Source organism: Enterococcus sp. DIV2449a, from assembly GCF_051711225.1.
Lineage (GTDB): Bacteria > Bacillota > Bacilli > Lactobacillales > Enterococcaceae > Enterococcus_D > Enterococcus_D casseliflavus.
The window spans coordinates 1,842,725-1,862,636 of record NZ_JBIOME010000001.1; the positions used below are offsets into that span (position 1 = coordinate 1,842,725).

The 19,912-nt window shown below is 42.7% G+C and carries 13 protein-coding genes; 5 read left to right on the forward strand and 8 right to left on the reverse strand.

All coding sequences use genetic code 11. The features are described 5' to 3' along the window. Positions 1 to 28 precede the first annotated feature (28 nt). On the forward strand, positions 29 to 1,036 hold the full coding sequence (trpS, locus tag IGI76_RS08705; RefSeq protein ID WP_005226189.1) for a tryptophan--tRNA ligase: 1,008 nt from the start codon (positions 29 to 31) through the stop codon (positions 1,034 to 1,036). A 400-nt stretch (positions 1,037 to 1,436) separates the two neighbouring features. On the opposite strand, the gene pheT is transcribed toward trpS, so the two are convergent. From pheT to lepB, 6 genes are all read right to left on the reverse strand, one after another. Then, positions 1,437 to 3,857 (reverse strand): phenylalanine--tRNA ligase subunit beta, encoded by a 2,421-nt coding sequence (gene pheT, locus IGI76_RS08710; protein ID WP_438781385.1) that lies wholly within the window; start codon positions 3,855 to 3,857, stop codon positions 1,437 to 1,439. Then, the gene (pheS, locus tag IGI76_RS08715) at positions 3,858 to 4,904 is read right to left on the reverse strand and encodes a phenylalanine--tRNA ligase subunit alpha (RefSeq protein WP_005226191.1); all 1,047 of its coding nucleotides are present in this window, start codon (positions 4,902 to 4,904) and stop codon (positions 3,858 to 3,860) included. Between the two features lie 352 nt (positions 4,905 to 5,256). Beyond that, positions 5,257 to 5,577: a winged helix-turn-helix transcriptional regulator gene (locus IGI76_RS08720; RefSeq protein WP_005226192.1), complete on the reverse strand. Its 321-nt coding sequence runs from the start codon at positions 5,575 to 5,577 to the stop codon at positions 5,257 to 5,259. A gap of 67 nt (positions 5,578 to 5,644) precedes the next feature. After that, positions 5,645 to 9,322 carry a helicase-exonuclease AddAB subunit AddA gene (gene addA / locus IGI76_RS08725; RefSeq protein ID WP_438781387.1) on the reverse strand — a complete coding sequence of 1,226 codons (3,678 nt, stop codon included), beginning with the start codon at positions 9,320 to 9,322 and terminating at the stop codon, positions 5,645 to 5,647. Beyond that, positions 9,315 to 12,932, reverse strand: coding sequence for a PD-(D/E)XK nuclease family protein (locus IGI76_RS08730; RefSeq protein WP_115232360.1), 3,618 nt, complete (start codon positions 12,930 to 12,932; stop codon positions 9,315 to 9,317). Before IGI76_RS08730 ends, addA begins: the two co-directional genes overlap by 8 nt. A 122-nt stretch (positions 12,933 to 13,054) precedes the next feature. Next, positions 13,055 to 13,603: a signal peptidase I gene (lepB, locus tag IGI76_RS08735; RefSeq protein ID WP_005226195.1), complete on the reverse strand. Its 549-nt coding sequence runs from the start codon at positions 13,601 to 13,603 to the stop codon at positions 13,055 to 13,057. Between the two features lie 214 nt (positions 13,604 to 13,817). Between lepB and IGI76_RS08740 the strand changes: the two genes are divergently transcribed. Beyond that, positions 13,818 to 15,269: an NAD-dependent succinate-semialdehyde dehydrogenase gene (locus IGI76_RS08740; RefSeq protein WP_333719189.1), complete on the forward strand. Its 1,452-nt coding sequence runs from the start codon at positions 13,818 to 13,820 to the stop codon at positions 15,267 to 15,269. 112 nt (positions 15,270 to 15,381) lie between these two features. Then, positions 15,382 to 15,978: a nitroreductase family protein gene (locus IGI76_RS08745; RefSeq protein ID WP_074536743.1), complete on the forward strand. Its 597-nt coding sequence runs from the start codon at positions 15,382 to 15,384 to the stop codon at positions 15,976 to 15,978. A 63-nt stretch (positions 15,979 to 16,041) separates the two neighbouring features. On the opposite strand, the gene IGI76_RS08750 is transcribed toward IGI76_RS08745, so the two are convergent. Next, positions 16,042 to 16,536, reverse strand: coding sequence for a hypothetical protein (locus IGI76_RS08750; protein ID WP_005226198.1), 495 nt, complete (start codon positions 16,534 to 16,536; stop codon positions 16,042 to 16,044). A gap of 137 nt (positions 16,537 to 16,673) precedes the next feature. On the opposite strand from IGI76_RS08750, the gene IGI76_RS08755 reads away from it, so the two are divergent. Together IGI76_RS08755 and IGI76_RS08760 are read left to right on the forward strand one after the other, a co-directional pair. Next, positions 16,674 to 17,201, forward strand: a complete 528-nt coding sequence (locus tag IGI76_RS08755) for an HdeD family acid-resistance protein (RefSeq protein WP_005226199.1) — start codon at positions 16,674 to 16,676, stop codon at positions 17,199 to 17,201. 120 nt (positions 17,202 to 17,321) lie between these two features. After that, positions 17,322 to 17,765: a hypothetical protein gene (locus IGI76_RS08760; RefSeq protein WP_005226200.1), complete on the forward strand. Its 444-nt coding sequence runs from the start codon at positions 17,322 to 17,324 to the stop codon at positions 17,763 to 17,765. Between the two features lie 32 nt (positions 17,766 to 17,797). Here the strand turns inward: IGI76_RS08760 and IGI76_RS08765 are convergent, their stop codons facing one another. Further along, positions 17,798 to 19,732 carry a heavy metal translocating P-type ATPase gene (locus IGI76_RS08765; RefSeq protein ID WP_081116319.1) on the reverse strand — a complete coding sequence of 645 codons (1,935 nt, stop codon included), beginning with the start codon at positions 19,730 to 19,732 and terminating at the stop codon, positions 17,798 to 17,800. Positions 19,733 to 19,912: the final 180 nt, after the last annotated feature.

A 19,912-nucleotide genomic window follows, 5' to 3' on the forward strand; every position in this document is an offset into this window, starting at 1 on the left:
ATATAACAAAGGAAAAGGTGGAAAAAAAGTGAATACGATTTTAACTGGCGACCGCCCAACTGGCAAATTGCATCTTGGCCATTATGTGGGGTCTTTAAAAAAACGGGTCGAAATGCAAGCTGACCCTGAAAATCAGCTTTATATCATGGTCGCTGACATGCAGGCACTAACAGATAATGCGAAAACACCTGAGAAGGTCTCAGCGAATATTCTAGAAGTTGCTTTGGATTATTTAGCCGTTGGATTGGATCCAGCAAAAACAACGATGTTTATTCAATCGCAAATCCCTCAGCTCTCTGAATTGACGATGTATTATCTCAATCTAGTCAGTGTTGCTCGAGTACGACGCAATCCAACCGTTAAAGCCGAAATTGAACAAAAAAAATTTGGTGAAGGCGTCCCTTCAGGTTTCTTCATCTATCCTGTCTCTCAAGCAGCGGATATCACCGCTTTTAAAGCAAATTTAGTCCCCGTTGGAGAAGATCAAAAACCAATGCTGGAACAAACGCAAGAAATCGTGCATAGTTTTAATTCTACGTATAGTGAAGTATTAGTCGAACCAAAAGCGGTTTTACCGCCAAAAGGCATGGGACGTTTAGCGGGGATCGATGGGAACGGGAAAATGAGCAAATCACTGAACAATGGTATTTACTTAGCTGATCCAGCCGATGTATTACAAAAGAAAGTGATGAGTATGTACACGGACCCAAATCACATTCATGTCAACGATCCTGGACAAGTTGAAGGCAATATGGTCTTTACGTATCTTGATGTATTTGGCACTGAAAAAGAAAAAATTGCTGAATTAAAAGAACATTACACCCGTGGTGGATTAGGCGATGTCAAAATCAAACGCTATTTGATCGATGTTTTAGAAGCCGAATTTGCACCGATTCGTGAACGCCGTGAAGCTTTTGCAAAAGATCCCGGTGAAGTGATGAACTTATTAAAAATTGGTAGTGAAAAAGCAGAACAAGTTGCCGCCCAAACGTTAGCTGAAGTCAAAAATGCAATGGGCATCAATTACTTTGCCTAAAAAAACAAGCCTTTACGGCTTGTTTTTTCGTTTACAAATCGGAATGAATTCTTTCATACAAAACCTATGTGTCAACTCTGTGTGAGATTTCACGAGAACCTTCCTCCCCAGACTGACACTTTGTGTAATTTGATTTGATGCTGTTTCTTGCACAAAAATCAAGAGAGCTGTCCTAAAAAATAACCTCATAAAATGCGGATTAGAAAATCCTTTTTTTCAACCTTGCCAGTGTTTAAAAAAGTTGTACCAAAAAAACTGGATTGCCTTCTATAGTGAAATCTTTTACGGCTCTCACTCAACTCCTAACATTCTTGTGTCATCTGAGCATCTATTATAATAGTAGAAAACGTTCCCCACCCAACTTCTTTGTATGGTGGAGAACGTTTTTCTACTTATTTGATTAGCGGATTTCTGCTTGAACTTTTTCTTCTAAGTTACGAGTAATTTTCGCTATTGCTTGATTGATCTCTTCATCCGTCAGGGTAGCTTCCGGATTGCTAAAGGTCAGGCTGTACCCTAATGATTTTTTGCCTGCTTCGATGTTTTTCCCTTGATACACATCGAATAAACGAATCGCACTTAAGAAGCGACCTGCACTTTTGCGAATGATCTCCATCACGGACTGGTTATCGATCGTTTCATCAAGCAAGAGTGCCATATCCCGCGTTACTGATGGGAACTTAGAAACTGGCTGATAGACCAATTGTTCTGTTTTCGCTGCTAACAGTTGATCTAAGTTCAATTCAGTAACATAGGTTTCACTCACTTCATAATCTTTGGCGATCGACGGGTGGACTTGTCCCAAGAAGCCGATTTCTTGGTCATCTAGCAAGATCATTGCCGTACGGCCAGGATGCATCTCTTTGATAGCTGCCGTTTTTTGATAACGTATACGGTCGGTTAATGCCAACGAATCAAATAGATTTTCTAAAATGCCTTTCAAATGGAAGAAATCAACTTTTTGAGCTTGGGTTTGCCAGTCTTTCTCATGGATATTTCCTGTCAAAGCTAGCCCTAAGTGATTGACTTCTGTTGGCAGCTCGTGCTTACTGTCGCCTGTTTGATAGAAGACGCGACCAATTTCATACAAAGCAACACGATTGTTTTTACGTGCCAAATTGTACGCAACGTCGTCTAACAAACCTGAAATCAGATTCAAGCGCAAGACGGCACGCTCTTCGGTCATTGGCCAATCCAATCGAGTCACTTGGCTCGATTTATCCGTAAATTGTTGTGCCTTCTCTTCAGTGGTCAAAGCATAGCTGATGGCTTCACTGACCCCGTTGCCTTCTAATAGCGTCCGAACTTCTCTAGTCAGACGTTGCGCTTTGGTTAGATGACCGGCAACCGTTTCTCCTTGCGGTAAAGTCGATGGCAAACGATCATAACCGTAAATACGCGCCACTTCTTCAATGATATCTGCTTCGATCGTAATATCCCAACGACGAGGTGGTACAGAAACAATATAGCTGTCTGCTTCTTGACGATGACCAAAGCCTAATGCATCAAAGATTTCTTGCACTTCTTCATCCGTGATTTCTGTGCCTAAATAGCTATTGATTCGAGCTAAAGTGATTGTAACCTCCACAGGTTCTACTGCTACTTGGGAACCTATTACTGCTCCTTTTAAGACCGTTCCGCCAGCAAGTTCTGCAATCAGTGCTGCTGCTGCATCACAAGCTTTTGCAACCGTTGCTTGGTTGATCCCTTTTTCAAAACGAGCAGAGGACTCACTTCTTAAATTGAATTTCTTTGAGGTTAAACGAATCGCTAATGGATCGAACAAGGCCGCTTCTAAAGCGACTGTGGTCGTTGTTTCCGTGATTTCAGAATCAAGCCCTCCCATGACGCCTGCGAGCGCAACGGGTGTCGTTCCGTTGGTGATAACGATGTCTTCTGATGAAAGCTGACGTGTTTCTCCATCTAAGGTTACCAGGCTTTCATTTTCTTTGCCGCGACGTACCAGTATTTCCTTGCTGTCTAGCTTTTGATAATCAAAAGCATGCAATGGTTGGCCAAATAATAGCAAGATATAATTTGTCACGTCCACGACATTGTTGATTGGACGAATGCCTTCATTCATCAAGCGATTTTGCAGCCATTGTGGACTTGGAACGATCGTTACACCATCAATGATTCGAATTTGGTAAGCGGGTGCATCGGTTGCTTCCGTGACCTTCACCTGAATTTTATCGGCAGCAGCTACTTCACTTTCATTAAGCGCAATTTCAGGAAACTTCGGTGTTTGCCGATAGATGGCACCGACTTCATAAGCAACCCCCCGCATGCTCAACGCATCCGCACGGTTCGGTGTGATCGATAATTCGATAATATGATCATCCATATCGAGATAAGGAAAAACCGGTGTTCCTACTTCTGCTTCTGCTGGTAAATAATAGATTCCTTCTGCGTATTCTTTGGGAATCACGCTATCCGCATATCCCAATTCTTGCAATGAACAAATCATGCCGTTCGAAACTTCTCCCCGCATCTTGCCCTTTTTGATTTTTACATTGCCCGCGATTCGAGAGCCTGGTAATGCCACGATGACTTTGATGCCACTTTTGACATTTGGTGCCCCACAAACGATTTGCGTGTCTTCTTCCTCACCAATATTTACTTGGCAAATCGATAGATGATCAGAATCTGGATGTGGTCGGCAGTCGGTCACTTCTCCGACAACGATTTTTTTTAAACCCTCTTCAGGCACGTCAATACCTTCGACTTCGATCCCCGTCACTGACATTTTGTCCGCCAGCTCTTTTGGTGTGATCTCAGACAGATCAAGGTATTCATTTAACCATTTGTACGATACTAACATTTATTGTTCCCCCTTGAACTGGCGAATGAAACGCACATCATTTTGATAGAATTGGCGAATGTCGTTTACGCCGTAGCGCAGCATTGCCACTCGATCAGGACCTAAACCAAAAGCAAATCCTGAATATTGGGTTGGATCGATCCCTGACATTTCTAAGACGTTAGGATGCACCATTCCAGCACCGAGGATCTCGATCCAGCCAGTTTGTTTACAAACGTTACAACCCGCACCACCGCACTTGAAGCAGCTGACATCAACTTCGACCGATGGTTCTGTGAAAGGGAAATAGCTTGGTCGCAAGCGAATTTGGCGATCTTCCCCAAACATTTTTTGCATCATGACTTCTAAGGTTCCTTTTAAGTCACCCATCGTAATATTTTTATCGATCACCAATCCTTCAATTTGATGGAATTGGTGGCTATGGGTCGCATCATCTGTGTCACGACGGAAAACTTTCCCTGGTGAGATCATCCGCAGCGGCCCTTTAGAAAAATCATGAGTCTCCATTGTTCGCGCTTGCACTGGTGACGTATGGGTCCGAATCAGCACTTCCTCTGAAATATAAAAAGTATCCTGCATGTCTCTGGCTGGATGATCTTTTGGCAGATTCATCCGTTCGAAGTTGTAATGATCTTTTTCCACTTCGTAGCCTTCAACTACTTGGTAGCCCATACCAACAAAGATATCTTCGATTTCTTCCATGATTTGCGTTAGCACATGGCGTGTTCCTCGGTCCATCTTTTTACCAGGCAAAGTCACGTCGATGGATTCTTCAGCGAGGGCTTTTTCCAAGTTTGCTGCTTCGATAGACGATTTTGCTTCTTCAATCGCTTCTGTCAAGATATCACGAATCTCGTTGGCATAGCTCCCCACCTTCGGCCGTTCTTCCGCAGAAAGATCTTTCATCCCTCGTAGAACTTCAGTAATGGGACCTTTTTTTCCAAGCACTTCCACTCGAATCTGATTTAAGTCATTCATGGTTGGACTTTCTTTGATTTTAAGCAATGTCGTTTCCTTCAATGCTTCTAATTTTTCTTGTAAAGACATGTGTTTCCTCCTTCTATACTGTGAATAGCGTAAAAAACGATTTGACTGGAAAAAGTGACGATCTTTTGATAAAAAGACAAAAAAAGACGTCATCCCTAAAAAAAGGAACGACGTCTCGTGTTACCATCCTCATTCGCGGAAAGTTCCGCGCACTCACTTCGGCTAACGACAGCAACACTGCCGACTGATTGTTCTCAGCAAGCTCCAGAAGTGAAATTCATTTTTCGAATACAGGACTTGCTTTCAGTCTGTGACAAGTCTCCCTTTTTCTGATCCAGCCAAATTACTAGTTTCTATCAACGCTTTTTTTACTATTCATTTAAGCTTAGTTTACCTAATTTCCGTTGAGAAATCAACTGCATTCTTCCTCACGTACCCAGGTTTCTGCCCAACGCTTCACACTCATCATACTCTTTTCAAGAGCAATACCTCTTGGCGTCAAGCAGTAAAGATTGTTTTCTTTGCAGACAATTTCTTCCCGCTCTAATTCTTTCAAGCGTTCGACTAACACCCGATCACTCACTTGAGGAATCTTGTTTGCTAACTCAACAAATCTTTGTTTGCCGTCTTCAAGAAGGACATCAATGATCAAGCCGTTCCACTTTTTGCCTAAAATAGAAAAAGCTTTTTCAAATTTAGGACAAAGGGCATAATCCGATTCTACTTTTATCATTCTCCATCACCTCTTTTACCTATTATAGCATATGACTTACGAAATGTAAGAAACTAGGATCGATCAGCTAGAATGCCACGATCATCTTAGGTTTTAACAGCACTAAATAGGTCTGTTTCACTGGTTTGTTCAATGCTTTCTCCAATGCTTGGCAATAGAGTTTTAATTGACCATAATATCGTTCGCGCATTTTCTGTTCAATCTTAGCCTGACTGCCGAACACATCATCTGTTTTAAAGTCATACAAAATGATTTCATCCGCCAATTCAATATAGCCGTCAATAATACCATGGATCAAAAGCGGCGCATCTGGTTCGTCAAACCCTTCAAAGATCGTATCGGCCTCTTTTAGCATCGAAAACGGCTGCTCCCGCTTCACCACATCAGAGGGTTGGTTCAGCAGTTCACCTAGTTCAGTTTGATAAAACCATAAAATACTCGATCGGTCAATTTTTTTGGCGATTTCTTCAGAAAAAAATTGCTTTTTCACGAGTTCAGCAATCAGGAGCGCCAAAGTATCTTGTGTTGGCTTCATTCCTAAGGGGATCATTTGCAAAACCGTATGTGTTGCGGTTCCGATACTGCTGGCGAGAGGCTTCGTTTCTTGCAGAAATTTGGGTTTCGCCAATTCATCTTGTACGTAGCGATATTGCTGAGGATTCGTCTTCTCGGAAACCGACCGCCATTCCAACAAAGTGGTCTGTTGATCATCAGGATCGTTATAGAGTCTTTTCAATTCTGAAACAGATTGATAACTAGTCGTTTGGGTCGCTTTTTGATAAGGATAGCGATAGGCTAGGCGTTTCAAAAGATCATCGATATTGCTATCTGGCTCAATCAATCGTTTAGGCTCCTCGACTGGCGCAAGGATCTCTTGGACTTCTTGCGTGATCGTTTCTTGATTCCACCATGACAGACGAAAATGAGCCGGATGATCGATCGTCCGCTTGCGCTCTGACGCTTCGGAGAATACTGCTTCCATATCTGGATGGCGCATCAGGGTCCGTCCGACCCAATCCATCAAGCTCCCCCGTGCCACTAAGCGCAACGCTGGATCAAGAACCATCTCGGATTGTGTCAAGCCAGATTGCCATGTCTTGAAGGCATCCGCTTGATTTTTATAGGAGCCTACTAAGAAAAGCTTCTGCTCTGCTCGTGTCAATGCTACATATAATTTTCGCATCTCTTCTGACAAGGCTTTTTTCAAACGAACTTGCTTGATGGCTTGAAACGGCAGTGTTTCAAATTTAAGGTTTTCTGCGGGTTCCACATATTGGATCCCAGCCCCCAGCTGTTCTTCAAAGATATAGCGTTTTTGAAAATCTTGGTAATTAAAGAATTTTGTTGTATCCAATAAGAAGACTACAGGAAATTCCAAACCTTTACTTGCATGGACGGTCATCACACGAACCGCATCTTCTACTGGTGTAGCTAATGGCTCTGCCAAGTCCTTGTTTTTTTCTTGCATCTTTTCGATGAAGCGAATGAATTGGTACAACCCACGGAAACTGCTCTTTTCGTATTTCTCCGCTCTGTGGACCAATGCCGCTAAATTGGCATAACGCTGCTGACCTGCAGGCAGTCCCACGACATAATCCAAATAGGCAGTATCTTCATAGATTTGCCAAAGTAAGGTCGGGATTGGTAATCGTCGTGCCTCCTCTCGCCATTGTTCCAGTTTTGTTAAAAACCCATCCACCGTTTGCCACAAGGGTGACGCTTCTTGTTGCCCATGGTAATCCAATACTGCATCGTAGTAGTCGCTGGAACGATTCGCCAAACGGATCTCAGCCAATTGATCTTCTGTTAGGCCGACGATTGGCGAACGCAAAACGGCTACAAGTGGGATATCTTGGTACGGGTTATCAATGATCTGCAGCAAAGAAACGACGGTTTGGATCTCCGTTGCCTGAAAATAGTTTTGAGCATCATTGACCGCCATCGGAATCCCAAACTGCTTAAAGACATCCAAAATGACAAGATTGTTTTTACGTGTGGGGGTCAACAAGACGATATCGTTGTAAGTGATTGGTCGATTTGTTTTGGCTTTTTTATCATAGATCATGAATTTTGATTCAATCAGCTCCTGAATCTTCAAGGCAGTGATCTGCATTTCACCTTCTGTTTTGTCATCAATCAATTGTTCTTCGGATTCATGCTCTTTTTCATATAACAAGAGCTCTGTGGCGAAGGCCTCGCTTTCTGGAAAATCAGGAAAACCGGTAATCAAGGCTGCCGCCTCATCGTAAGGGATTTGTCCAACCCTTTCATCCATCAGTTGTTGAAAAACTAGATTCGTAAAATCCAATACATCGGAACGAGAACGGAAATTTTCTGCTAAGACGATTCTCCGCCCACCATTCTCTGTTTCAAATGCCAAGTATTTTTCGATAAATAGCGTCGGATCTGCTAGTCGAAACGAATAGATCGACTGCTTCACATCCCCCACCATAAACATGTTGCCAGGATTATGCTCGACTTGTCTCACCCAATATAAAATTGCCTCTTGCAGCCGATTGACGTCTTGGTATTCATCGACTAAAACTTCTTCAAAGCGATCACGATAATAGGTCGACGCCTCACTTCCACTGCCATCTCCTTGTAAAATCTGCAAGGTGAAATGTTCCAAATCATTAAAGTCTAAACGGCCTTTTGAAAGCTTTCTTTCTTGAAATGCTTTCATAAATGCTTCGGTCATCGCTGCCATTTTTTCAACGACAGGTGCTGATCGATGAAGCAACTCCATCATTTCAGCTGGTGGATACGGGAAGGTGGCTTTCAATTGCTCGACCAATTTTTTCACATCATCGCGTAAGGGCTTGATTTCTTGGGACAATTCCTTTTGTTCTGGTTTGCGAAAAGCTGGGTAACGACCAAAACGCAATGTTTGGATCTGCTCATAGAAGCCACCGACATCGTCTGCATCCAGCAGAGCCTTTAAGGTTTCCACCATGCCCAATTCGGTATCGATCAACTGTGCCGCTTTTTCCATCGCTTCATCAGAACGGGCATAGTCTTGCGCCGCCTGCAGCAAATGCGCCGCTGTCTTCAAATTTTCTTGCAAAGTCGGTTTTATTTGCGATTGATACAGGATATTTTCAGCAAAGGTTTCTTTGCCGATATAGTGATCACTTAGATGAGCTAGCCAGTTGACTGGATCTGGATTGGCTCGGGCAAAGTCATAGAGAGACAGGATCAGATCCCCGACGCCTTCATCAGAACGATCACTTGAAAAATTTTCCGTCAAACGAAAGAAGGCTTCATCATTGGCTTCATATTGTTGATCTCTCAGCTGTGTCCATATTTCTTCTTTCATCAATAAAATTTCGGTTTCATCGGTCATCATGCGGAAATTGGGATCTAAATCGATCAAATAATAAAAACGCCGAATCACAGTTAAACAAAACGCATGCAAGGTAGAAATGTTAGCTGTCGGCAACAGCTGCAGCTGACGAACGAAGTGCTGGCGCTTTTGCTCGTCACTTTCTTGATTGATGGCCTGTTGCAATGCCACTTGAATCCGTTCTTTCATTTCTCGAGCAGCTGCTTCGGTAAAGGTTACGATCAGTAAAGAATCGATCGTCGTTCCTGCTTTTAGCTTTTCGATCACTCGCCGAACCAAAACGGTGGTTTTGCCTGAACCCGCTGAAGCGGAAACGAGGATATTATCCCCTTTATCAAAAATGGCTTGCCATTGGGTATCCGTAAAGGTTTCATTTTGCGGTTTTAAAGGGATCTTACTCATCTTCTTCCTCCCTTAAGCGATGGATAATCTCATCTTTAGATAAGTTTTCTAAACGGTGGTACTCATTTTCTTTCAACAATACATCAAAGTCACAGATGCTGCGAAACGGACAAAATTCACACGCCCGTTTTTTGTCTTTTATTTTATAAGACGGGTTTAAGGCGATTTCACCGCTCAACAGCTTCTCACCGCTTTGCTGCATGTTTTTACGATTGTGTTTTCTTAACAGTTCAAGCTCTTCTTCTTTATAAAACTTGTTTTTCGCCTGCGTTGTTTTTTGATAATTGCCGTTTTTGTCTTTTCGAACAGGAAATATCGGTGAATTTTTGCTGGCTTCAACATCCTCATCTAGCAATGGGAAAACAGCCGGTTCGTCAATAAACAACCCGTCATACTTGAAACGTTTTAAACGTTCTTCTTCACTGGCTTCTTGTCCGTCCAAAAGCGGATTATGCACATGCAGATAATATGCCCCCGCTGGTCGCACATTTGGCGAACCAACCAGTTGGACAGCATCCGTCAATGCGACATCGAGATAGGTGATCAACTGCATCGCAAGTCCGTAGTATGCTTCAGAAAGGTCAAAATCTCGGCTGCTAGATTTATAGTCAACAACAGAAAGCCATTGTTCTTCTTCCGTTTTTGCCGTATCGACACGATCGATCTTCCCCCGCACATGCAGTTTCCCGCCAGAACTTAATGGTAATTCGATCCCATTGATCCCATTTGAGCCAGCGATCTGTCCGAATAGCACCTCCGTCTTTTCAGGACTAAAATGCATTTTTTGTCCTTGTTTCGCTAATGCCCACGCTACTCGCTGAATCGTCTTGCCTAATTGATATCGAATAAAATTCATCCGAGCAGAGCTCGTCAGTAAGCGATAACGGCTTTCGCCAAAAATTTCCTGCAAAACGACTTCCACAAATTGCACGCGTTGGTCAGTAGTTAACTGGGTCAAGGAAATATTTTCAGCAATCAGGACTTTGACAAAGCGGTCCAACGCATCATGGAAAAACTCACCGGTCATTGCTGGATTTAAGCCATAAACTTCCCGTTCTTTTAACCGTAATCCGTAGCTGACGAAATACTTGTATTCACACTGATAGAACGTCTCCATCTGAGAAATGGAGCTGTAGATCGACGGGCCATATAGCGCCGCAGCTTGTGCTTGAGACAAAGGAATCGGAATATTTTGATGAGTTTGGCTTTCAAATACTTGGGCAGCTAAATCTGTCCATTCCGAACGCAGCAGTGCTTGTTTCAGCTGCTCCCAAACCCTAGGCAAATTCGCTTTGTTTTTTTGCGCTTGCTGACTGAGGTTATTGATTTGATAGATCAGGCCACGGTAACTGCCGACATAGTTTCTTGGATCGCTGACTAGCGTCAATATCCCTCGCTCTTGCAGTGGGACATCCAAACGTTTGACCACGCGATCTAAATAAGGCGACATTTTGATGTTTTGCTGGGTATCAAAATTAACGGCATAGGACAGTGATAAGTGTTCCGTTGCTGAAAGCAAGACAGAGTAAAAAGCAAATGGCTCTTTGACACTGCCTTCCACCACTGTATCTCTAAGGTATTTTTCACCATTGAACAACTGATTGAAATGCTGACGTTCTTCATTCGTCAACAACGTTTTGTTCTCTATTTTTCTTGGCAACGCCGTTTCATTCAATCCCGGTGCAAATGTGATCTTTGCTTGCTTTGGACGTGCCAGATCAAGGCGATTGATGTTGACTTGGTCGATCGCTGTTGGGATCTTCCCGAATGTGACATTTTCTAAGCCAGTCAATAAGACATCCTCAAAGAGTACAAAATCAAAGGACTCTTCCCCATAGATCGCAGCATATTCATCCAGCAAATCCATCAAGGCTTGCCATGCTTGTTCATGATTACGGGCTTGATCCAACTTCCCTTGCTGGATCGCTTGATCTCGCCAATGCCGCAGTTGTTCTTCAACGCCGGCATTCAGTAAAAAGCGATACAGCAGTTCGACCGCATCGCGGTTCGTTCTAGCGGCCGTCAGCCAGTCAAGAGTATCAGCAACATCTTGCTTAAAGGCCCTGCGCAACTGGTTGGTATACGCTGTCAAATCCACTTTATCCGTCTGCTCTTCTTCCGATTGTAAATACTCGATCAGTTCCCAATCTTCGTTTCTCGTCCAACTCGCTCCTTGGAAATCATGAGCCAACGCTTTGTTCTCGGTAATATCCACCAACTTACGAAACTGGTCACGGCCGACGAGCCAATCTGCTTCGGAGCGATAGGCTGCCGGTAAGTAAAGTTCCGTTCTAAGCAGCCGCAAAATATCATTTAAGCGAAAGCCATAGGATTGACAAGCAAAAAAAGCATTCAAAAACTCAACCAATGGGTGTTGCGCCATCATCTGCTCTTCATCGATATAAAAAGGAATCTCAAACTCAGTAAAAATTTTAGGGATATATTGATGATAGATTTCTGGTTCGGCGATCAATAATTGGATCTCCCGGTAACGTAATGCTGGATACCGTTTGTTATCGCTCATCATCCCACGGATCGACGCTGCAATCTGACGGATCTCTTCTTCTGGATTCCCAACTTTCCAAACTGCCAGAAAGTCCTTCACAGAGGACTGTTGCTGATAGCTGACTTGTGACTGGGTATGCCGCCAAAATGTTTCAATTTCATTATACGCCTGTTGCATCGATCCCTTGGCTTCCTCGTCCACCTCTTGGTTGACCGAAAGTTTCTGATCCAAATAAATCGGCACTTGATTTTCTCGGGCAAAACTAATCAATTGATAATAGGTTCGCCCTGCTTCATAAAACAAATTCAACGGTGAAGGCAGCTCTTGTGGATACCCACGATCCAGAAAAAGATCAATAATGACATGACTTTTTTTCATCAACACTTGAATCAGCTGCTGTTCCTGTGTTGAAAAAGCGGAAAACCCACTGATAATAAATAAGGCATGGGAAAGATCTGGCGCTTTGTTCATTGACACTGCGTTAGGCATTGCTTGCTCCACTGGAGAATCATCCAGCAAGGAACCTTCAAGAAAGCGTGTCAACAAGGTGATCGGTTGTTCGACTTGTAATGCACGCTCCAGAAGTTCTTGTTCAAATCGTTGAAATATTTTCGCTAATTCACTGTATTTTTTCTCCTCGTCTTGTGTTGCGCTTGGTGCAGCACCACCTGCCAATAAATCTTCGATCCCCAATCGACTTGTATGCATTTCTTGATAGAACGCCAACAATTGTTGGATAAAACCCGCTTTATTGATCTCACCACGGTATAAGACGAGTTCTTCTTCTAGTTCCAAAAGCAGCTTACGCATGATCATGGAGGCACCATTTTCAGTGATGGCATTTTGAGAAAGCAAGCCGGTTTGTTGCAGATAAAACCAAGCCAAACGGTGAAAACTGTACACTTGCGCGCGAATAGAAGCAAAATCTTCTACGCGATCCTCTCTCAGTAATTGAAGGATCTCGCGTTCTCGTTCAAATTTGTTGTAGTTAGGCACCAAAAAAAATACTTCTTGATGGTCTTTTTCTAACCAGCTTTTTGCATTTTCTATCACTGCTTGATCATGACGACAACGGCCATCGCCAAGGATAAATCGTAAACTCATGAAAGGACTCCTTCTCTCCATCGTCTTTTAAAAAAAACACTAAAAATCAGCGGCACGTTTTTTCAAATGCGTCTTTGTTTTTAAAAGAATCTCCTTAAAAACAAAAAAACGGTCGCAGAATTTCACTCTTTGCCTAGCATACCAAAATCGGCAATTGGCCAGAATACAAATTTTACATCACCCAAAATCGTTGCTTCATCGATCAGACCTAATTGACGACTATCTTTGGAAATTCGGCGGTTATCCCCTAACACTAAAATTTGACCTTCAGGAATGACTTCAACACCAAATAACCCCATATCAAAATCACTGGTCAATGGAAAGCCATCTGTGACAGCTGCTTTGAATTCATCCAAGTAGGGTTCATCATATGCTTGTCCATTGATATAAAGGGTATCGTTTTGATAGGAAACCTGGTCGCCAGGCAAACCGATCACGCGTTTGATATAGTTTTTGCCTGCTTCATCCGGTGCTTCAAACGTTATGATATCGAAACGTTCGATCTCGGTATTTTTCAAAGCAATTACCCGCTCACCATCATGTAATGTGGGGTCCATCGAATCTCCTTTTACGATCACAGGAGTAAAGACATACTGTCTTAATAACAAGAGGAATAAAGTGAAGATCACGACAAATCCTACTGTTTTTAAAAGCTCTTTTACTTGTTGCACGCGTCCCTCACTCCTTGAATATTTTACTATATTTCCCAAGAATCGAACAAACATTCTTATTTTTCTATTCTACCATAAAATGATAGGAGCAGGACATTTCCCCTTTGGTTCTTTACAAAAATTTGGAGAATCAAGAGACTTGCATATGAATTGTCATCCTTTCTGATCCGTGCTAGGGTTTAATAAGAACCCATTATTGAAAGGAAGTGCCAAGATGAACCAACAGTTACCACAAGTACCAACAAAGTTATTGATTAACGGAAAATGGCTTGAAGGAACAAAAGAGTCGGTTTCGGTTACCAATCCTGCCACTAATGAAGAACTCGTAAAAGTCAGTCAAGGAGGGATCGAGGAAACCAAGCAAGCAATCGATGCCGCAGCGATTGCTTTTCCCGAATGGTCAAAACGCTCCCCTCGAGAACGTACCGATTTGATGAACGTCATTGCTGATTTGATGGAAGAAGAAAGCGATCGTTTAGCAAAAATCATGAGTATGGAACAAGGAAAACCATTAAAAGAAGCGGAGGCAGAAATCCAATCCAACGTTGACAATTTCCGTTGGAATGCAGCTGAAGCGCAACGGGTCTATGGCGAAGTGATTCCAGCCCCTGAACACAATCATTGGCTGGTACGCAAAGAAGCGATCGGGGTTGTTGGCGCGATCACGCCTTGGAACTTTCCTTCTAACATGATTGCAAGAAAAATTGCGCCTGCTATGGCCGTTGGCTGTACCCTTGTTATGAAACCATCTAAAGAAACACCCCTATCAGCATTGGCTTTAGGTGAACTTTTTCAACAAGCGGGCCTTCCTGACGGGGTCGTCAATATCGTCTTAGGAGATTCTTCTGAAATTGGGAAAGAATTGACCGAAAATGAACAAGTCAAAAAAATCACCTTTACTGGCTCCACGAAAGTTGGGATGAAATTATACGAACAAGCTGCACCAACTCTGAAAAAAGTTTCATTGGAGTTAGGTGGTCATGCCCCGTTTCTAGTTTTTGCTGATGCTGATTTAGATTTAGCTGCTGAAAAATTAATTGCAGCAAAATTCCGTAACAACGGTCAGGTCTGTACATCCCCCAATCGAATTTTTGTCGAAGAGTCCGTCAAAGACGCCTTTACCAAAACATTACTAGCGAAAATGGAATCCGTAACGGTCGGCAATGGTCTGGAAAACCCTACTGTTGGTCCTTTGATCAACCAAGCAGGCGTTGAAAAAGTCATCGAGCAGTTGGAAGATGCAGTAAATAAAGGAGCTAAAGTTTTACTCGGTGGTAAGAAGCTTACTGAAGGTGAATACGAAAAAGGCAACTTCTTCGCACCAACGGTCATCGATGGGATTACTTCTGAGATGGCTATCTACTATGAAGAAACCTTTGGACCCGTGATCCCATTGATCTCATTTACGGATCGACAAGCAGTCATCGCTGCGGCAAATGATACGGAATTTGGACTAGCTTCCTACTTCTTTTCAACGAATTTGCAAACGATCTCGGATGTAGCCCAAAACCTCCAATATGGGATGGTTGGGGTCAATGACATTGCGATCTCAAATCCGGCGGCTCCCTTCGGTGGCGTCAAGCATTCCGGTTTTGGTCGTGAAAACGGCAAATATGGTCCTGAAGAATACGTGACCGTTAAATTCATTGCTATCGATGCCCAATAAGAAAAAGTCAGGTGCGTTTGCCTGACTTTTTGACGTCCCAAGCATTTTCTTTTACTAACATTAAGTAAGAATGTATACTTCACTCTATGACAATAGAAAAGGTGGGAATACGATGACAAAATTTCTTGATACGATCAAACAGCGCCGCTCAATCTATGGGCTAGGTAAAAATGTGGCTCTTTCCGACACTGAAATCGAAGACATTGTGAAAGAAGCAGTGAAAAATAGTCCAACTGCGTTTAACGCACAATCACCAAGAGCCGTGATTTTATTTGGCGAAGCCCACGAAAAATTGTGGACATTAACAGAGGCTGCGTTAGAACCATTGACACCACCCGAAGCGTTTGAAGCGACAAAACAAAAGCTTGCTGGTTTTAAAGCGGGTTACGGAACCGTTCTATTCTTTATTCACACGGATACCGTGAAAAATTTGCAAGAGCAATTTGCTCTATATGCAGAGAACTTTCCCGTTTGGGCAGAACAATCGAATGGGATCGCTCAAGCGAACGCTTGGACCGCTTTAGAAGAAGCTGGATTAGGTGCCAACTTACAGCATTACAACCCTGTCATCGATGACGCTGTTGCAGCTGAATGGTCAATTCCTGAAAATTGGCAACTGCGGGCGCAACTAGTCTTTGGTTCAAAAGAAAGCGAACCGAACGAAAAAGAATTTCTAAGTGACGATGAGCGCTTCCGCGTGTTCCATTAATCAATTTTCGACCTAAAAAAAGACCCTTGATTACGCCTTAAACTGGCAGTAATCGAGGGTCTTTTAGTCCTTTGTTCCTTGATCATGATCGACTAAAATATCGATCGGTGTCCCTTCATTCAAGTGTTCTGACAAGAAAACAACCAATTCTGCTAATGGCTGCTTGAATTTCATCAATGGGCCTCTCATCCCTCTTCGAAAATAGTTCATCTTGATGGGCTGCCCTTCCTTTTCTTGAAATAAAACGACTCGATCGATCTCTTGGTAGAGTACCCCTTTGATACTCATTGGATGGACAATGATTCGATCAAGTGCTAAGCCGCGGCTATCTAAAACAAAGCTCAAAAAGACCAAACCCGAAACGATCCCCCGCACCCGATTATCAAGTGCCTCTTCCATCATCACCATAGATAGGATAATCATTACTGAAAAAATCGTAATGGCGACCTTGCTTAGTTTGCGCTCCACAGCAAGAAATTGAATGTCTTTCCTTACCACGAATAAATAAAGGTATAAAACGATCGTAAAGGCACACATCACTAGCGTTAACCCACTCATAATACTCTCCGTTCTGTTTTCTTTTCCTTATTTTACCAAAAAACCCTCTGATACAAAAGGCTTAGCCTATTTCGTAGGTTTTTTGATATCTATTTTAACAAGAATTCGGTACAATAGGAAAAAAAGGAGGAATTATCATGAATGCATTTTTTGATAAATTACAACGCTATGATTTACTTCGTGCCGTCGTATATATCGTCTTTGGCTTCATCATCTTGATTGCACCACGATCTGTCTTCAACACGATCGTTTATCTTGTTGCCGGGTATATTGCATGTTTAGGGATCATTAGCTTGTATACGAGCTACAAAGAAAAACAAAAGGGCTATCGCAATGTGCAATCCGTCTCTGGTATCTTACTGTTGATTGCGGCAGCTGCGATTTTAGTTTTTGCCAAAGGGTTACTTGCCATCGTGCCATTTTTCTTAGGAATCATGATCACCATCAGCGGTTGCACCCGATTGATGGCAAGCTTTAACCAAAAACGCATTGGTTTACCTTATATCACTAGCTTGATCATCAGTCTATTGATCATTGCTGCAGGGATCATCCTAGTATTGAATCCCTTCGCCACTTGGTTGTTATTCTTCCAAATTTTTGGCGGGATCTTGATTTTCATGGGTGCCTCCGATGCGGTCAACCATTTTCAACGAAAAAGAGCCTAATAAATGAGAATGTTTTAAAATTTCCTACGAATCTAACATCTACATGTAGACTTTTCCCGCTATTCCTTTTAAAATAGGAGATATCAAACAGTCAGTCCATTGACACGCGGGAGGTGCGACATGAAGAAAATCAAGCAAGAAGCAAAACATCCAAACGATGTACCGGTAATTTTTTTGACCGATGCAACTGGCAAAGTCGTACGAAAAATCTCGATCAATGAGTGGCGTGCGCTTAAAGCAACCCCTGACCAGATCGAAGAACTTGATATCAAATTGTATCGTGAAGCAATCAGTTTCTATCTTCAAGAAGACTACGCAAAAGCAAAAGATCTCTTGCATTTCTTGATCAACAAAACAGACTATAGTCATTATGAATACGTGGAACGACTAGCAAATATCTACCGCATCGAAAACCGTCCCGCTAAAGAAAAAGACCTGTTACTGACTGCTTATCATGCAATCAAACCGTTGGATTCCTCTGAAGGGATTTTAAGAAGGATCGAAAATCGATTGCAAAAAATCGATGCCTTTGATTTTCCAACTTCGACACAATTCAGTCATTAAAAAAGCAGCTATCCTTCGATAGCCGCTTTTTTTTATGCATCTGGCAGTTTGCGCAAAAGGCGCAACCCGTTAAACAATACAATCAACGTACTTCCTTCATGGGCAAATACCCCCAGTCCAATATTCATTTTTCCAAATAGATTCAACCCGACTAATAATGCGACGATAAACATGGAGAAGAAAATATTTTGCCAAATGATTCGATCCATTTTCTTCGCTAAGCGATAGGCATACGCGAAGCGTGAAAGATCATTTTTCATGATCACGGCGTCCCCCACTTCGATAGCAACATCTGACCCTTCCCCCATCGCAAAACCGATGTCTGCCTGAACAAGTGCGGGCGCATCATTGATGCCATCCCCCACCATGGCGGTTTGTCCGTAGGCTTCTTGGAGTGCTCGAACCGCTTCCGCTTTGTTCTCAGGTAACACATTAGCCGCCACTTGATCAACGTTTAGCCGCTTTCCGATGGCTTCCCCAGCAGACGCACTATCTCCAGTGATCATAACGGTATGGATCCCTTCATTTTTTAAATAACGAATCACAGAAGCTGCCTGTTCGTTCGGCTCATCCATCAAAGCGATGATTGCGACAACCTCTTCATTGATGGAAAAAATGACCATCGTTTTTCCTTGCGCTTCCAGGTGACGGTACTGTTGCTCCAACGAACCTGTTAACTGGGAGTTTTCGGTTCTTTTTCCTAATCGATAGGTTTTTGTTCCTGAGACGGCTACTAAACCGGAACCAATCTCATTCGTAACCGTCAGCTGTTCGTTTTGCTGCTCTTTATTGTTCTTCTCAAAATAAGTAACGATCGCATCTGCCAATGGATGATTGGCTTGTTTTTCCAGCGAAACGATGATGGAAGCGGCCTCTGCTTGATCGATGGCTTCAGCGAAAATGACATCCGTGACCGTTGGTTTTCCGACGGTCAACGTGCCCGTTTTGTCAAATGCCACCGCTTTGATCTGAGCAAAATTCGTTAAGTAGTTGCTGCCTTTAAAAAGAATCCCTTTTTTCGCTAGATTTGAAATCGCAGATAAACTAGCAGGTACCGCACTTGCCGCTAACGCACAAGGAGACGCTGCAATCATCATCACGATCCCGCGATAAAAACTGGTATACCAATCCCAACCAAGTAGAAACGGTGCTGTTAAGATGAACAAAGGGACTGCAATGAAAACAATGGTTACATAGATTGGTTCGATTTTTTTGATTCGTGTTTCTGTTGGTGACTGATTCGACTGTGCCGCTTCAACGACTGAAAGAATTTTGGCAAAGACCGTTTCCGAGCTGTCTTTTGTGACTTCCATCAAAAATGTTCCATTGCCATTGATGGTACTGCCATAAACTTCGTCTCCCGCTGTTTTTTCTCGCGGTATACTCTCGCCATTGATGGAAGCTTCGTTGATGGCACTCGTGCCAGAAAGAATCACCCCATCTGTTGCTAACTGATCACCAGGCAAAACTTGTAATATATCCCCTTTTTTTATCTCTGAAGCAGCAATTTTTTTGGCTTTCCCATCTGGGCCCATCAAACGTGCTTCCGTTGGATTCAATTTGAGAAGATTGGTAATTTCACGTCGACTTTGCCCTTCCGCGTATTCTTCTAAAAAGTGAGCACCAGCAAAAATCAAAATCAGTAAGGCTGCCTCATTAAAATTGCCTATGATCATTGACCCTATCGCTGCTAATAACATCAATAGATGTACATTTGGCGTAAAGCGCCGATTGATTCTTGTGCTTTTTACGGTATCCTCGATCCCTTCCCACGAAATGTGGTAGCCCGCTAATAAAACTGCAGCAAAATAAACCCCGTCTTTTACCCATTGATTCGAAATAAACAGCGCCACTATAAAGAAGATTACCCCCGCGAAGTAAACTTTACGAGGAAACGTCCCATGATCATGGGTATGCGTATGTCCCTTCGTTTTTGTGTGCTCGTGTTGACAAGTATGTTCAGCCATCATCAAAACCTCCTCTATTCCATCGAACATATGAACGATCAATCATGTTTATACCCTGATTATATATGAACAAACAATCATATGTCAACCGAAAGAAGTTTTTCTTGTGAAATGTAAGCGTTTATGGTTTTGAGAATGCGGATGGCATGCTAGAATAAAGTTAGGAGAAAAAAGGAGTGT

Bases quoted from the DNA above. Each gene is read 5' to 3' on its own strand.
- IGI76_RS08740 (WP_333719189.1), top strand. From the start codon at position 13,818: ATGAACCAACAGTTACCACAAGTACCAACAAAGTTATTGATTAACGGA.
- IGI76_RS08745 (WP_074536743.1), top strand. From the start codon at position 15,382: ATGACAAAATTTCTTGATACGATCAAACAGCGCCGCTCAATCTATGGG.
- IGI76_RS08765 (WP_081116319.1), bottom strand. From the start codon at position 19,732: ATGGCTGAACATACTTGTCAACACGAGCACACAAAAACGAAGGGACAT.
- pheS (WP_005226191.1), bottom strand. From the start codon at position 4,904: ATGTCTTTACAAGAAAAATTAGAAGCATTGAAGGAAACGACATTGCTT.
- IGI76_RS08720 (WP_005226192.1), bottom strand. From the start codon at position 5,577: ATGATAAAAGTAGAATCGGATTATGCCCTTTGTCCTAAATTTGAAAAA.
- pheT (WP_438781385.1), bottom strand. From the start codon at position 3,857: ATGTTAGTATCGTACAAATGGTTAAATGAATACCTTGATCTGTCTGAG.
- IGI76_RS08760 (WP_005226200.1), top strand. From the start codon at position 17,322: ATGAAGAAAATCAAGCAAGAAGCAAAACATCCAAACGATGTACCGGTA.
- IGI76_RS08730 (WP_115232360.1), bottom strand. From the start codon at position 12,932: ATGAGTTTACGATTTATCCTTGGCGATGGCCGTTGTCGTCATGATCAA.
- IGI76_RS08750 (WP_005226198.1), bottom strand. From the start codon at position 16,536: ATGAGTGGGTTAACGCTAGTGATGTGTGCCTTTACGATCGTTTTATAC.
- addA (WP_438781387.1), bottom strand. From the start codon at position 9,322: ATGAGTAAGATCCCTTTAAAACCGCAAAATGAAACCTTTACGGATACC.
- IGI76_RS08755 (WP_005226199.1), top strand. From the start codon at position 16,674: ATGAATGCATTTTTTGATAAATTACAACGCTATGATTTACTTCGTGCC.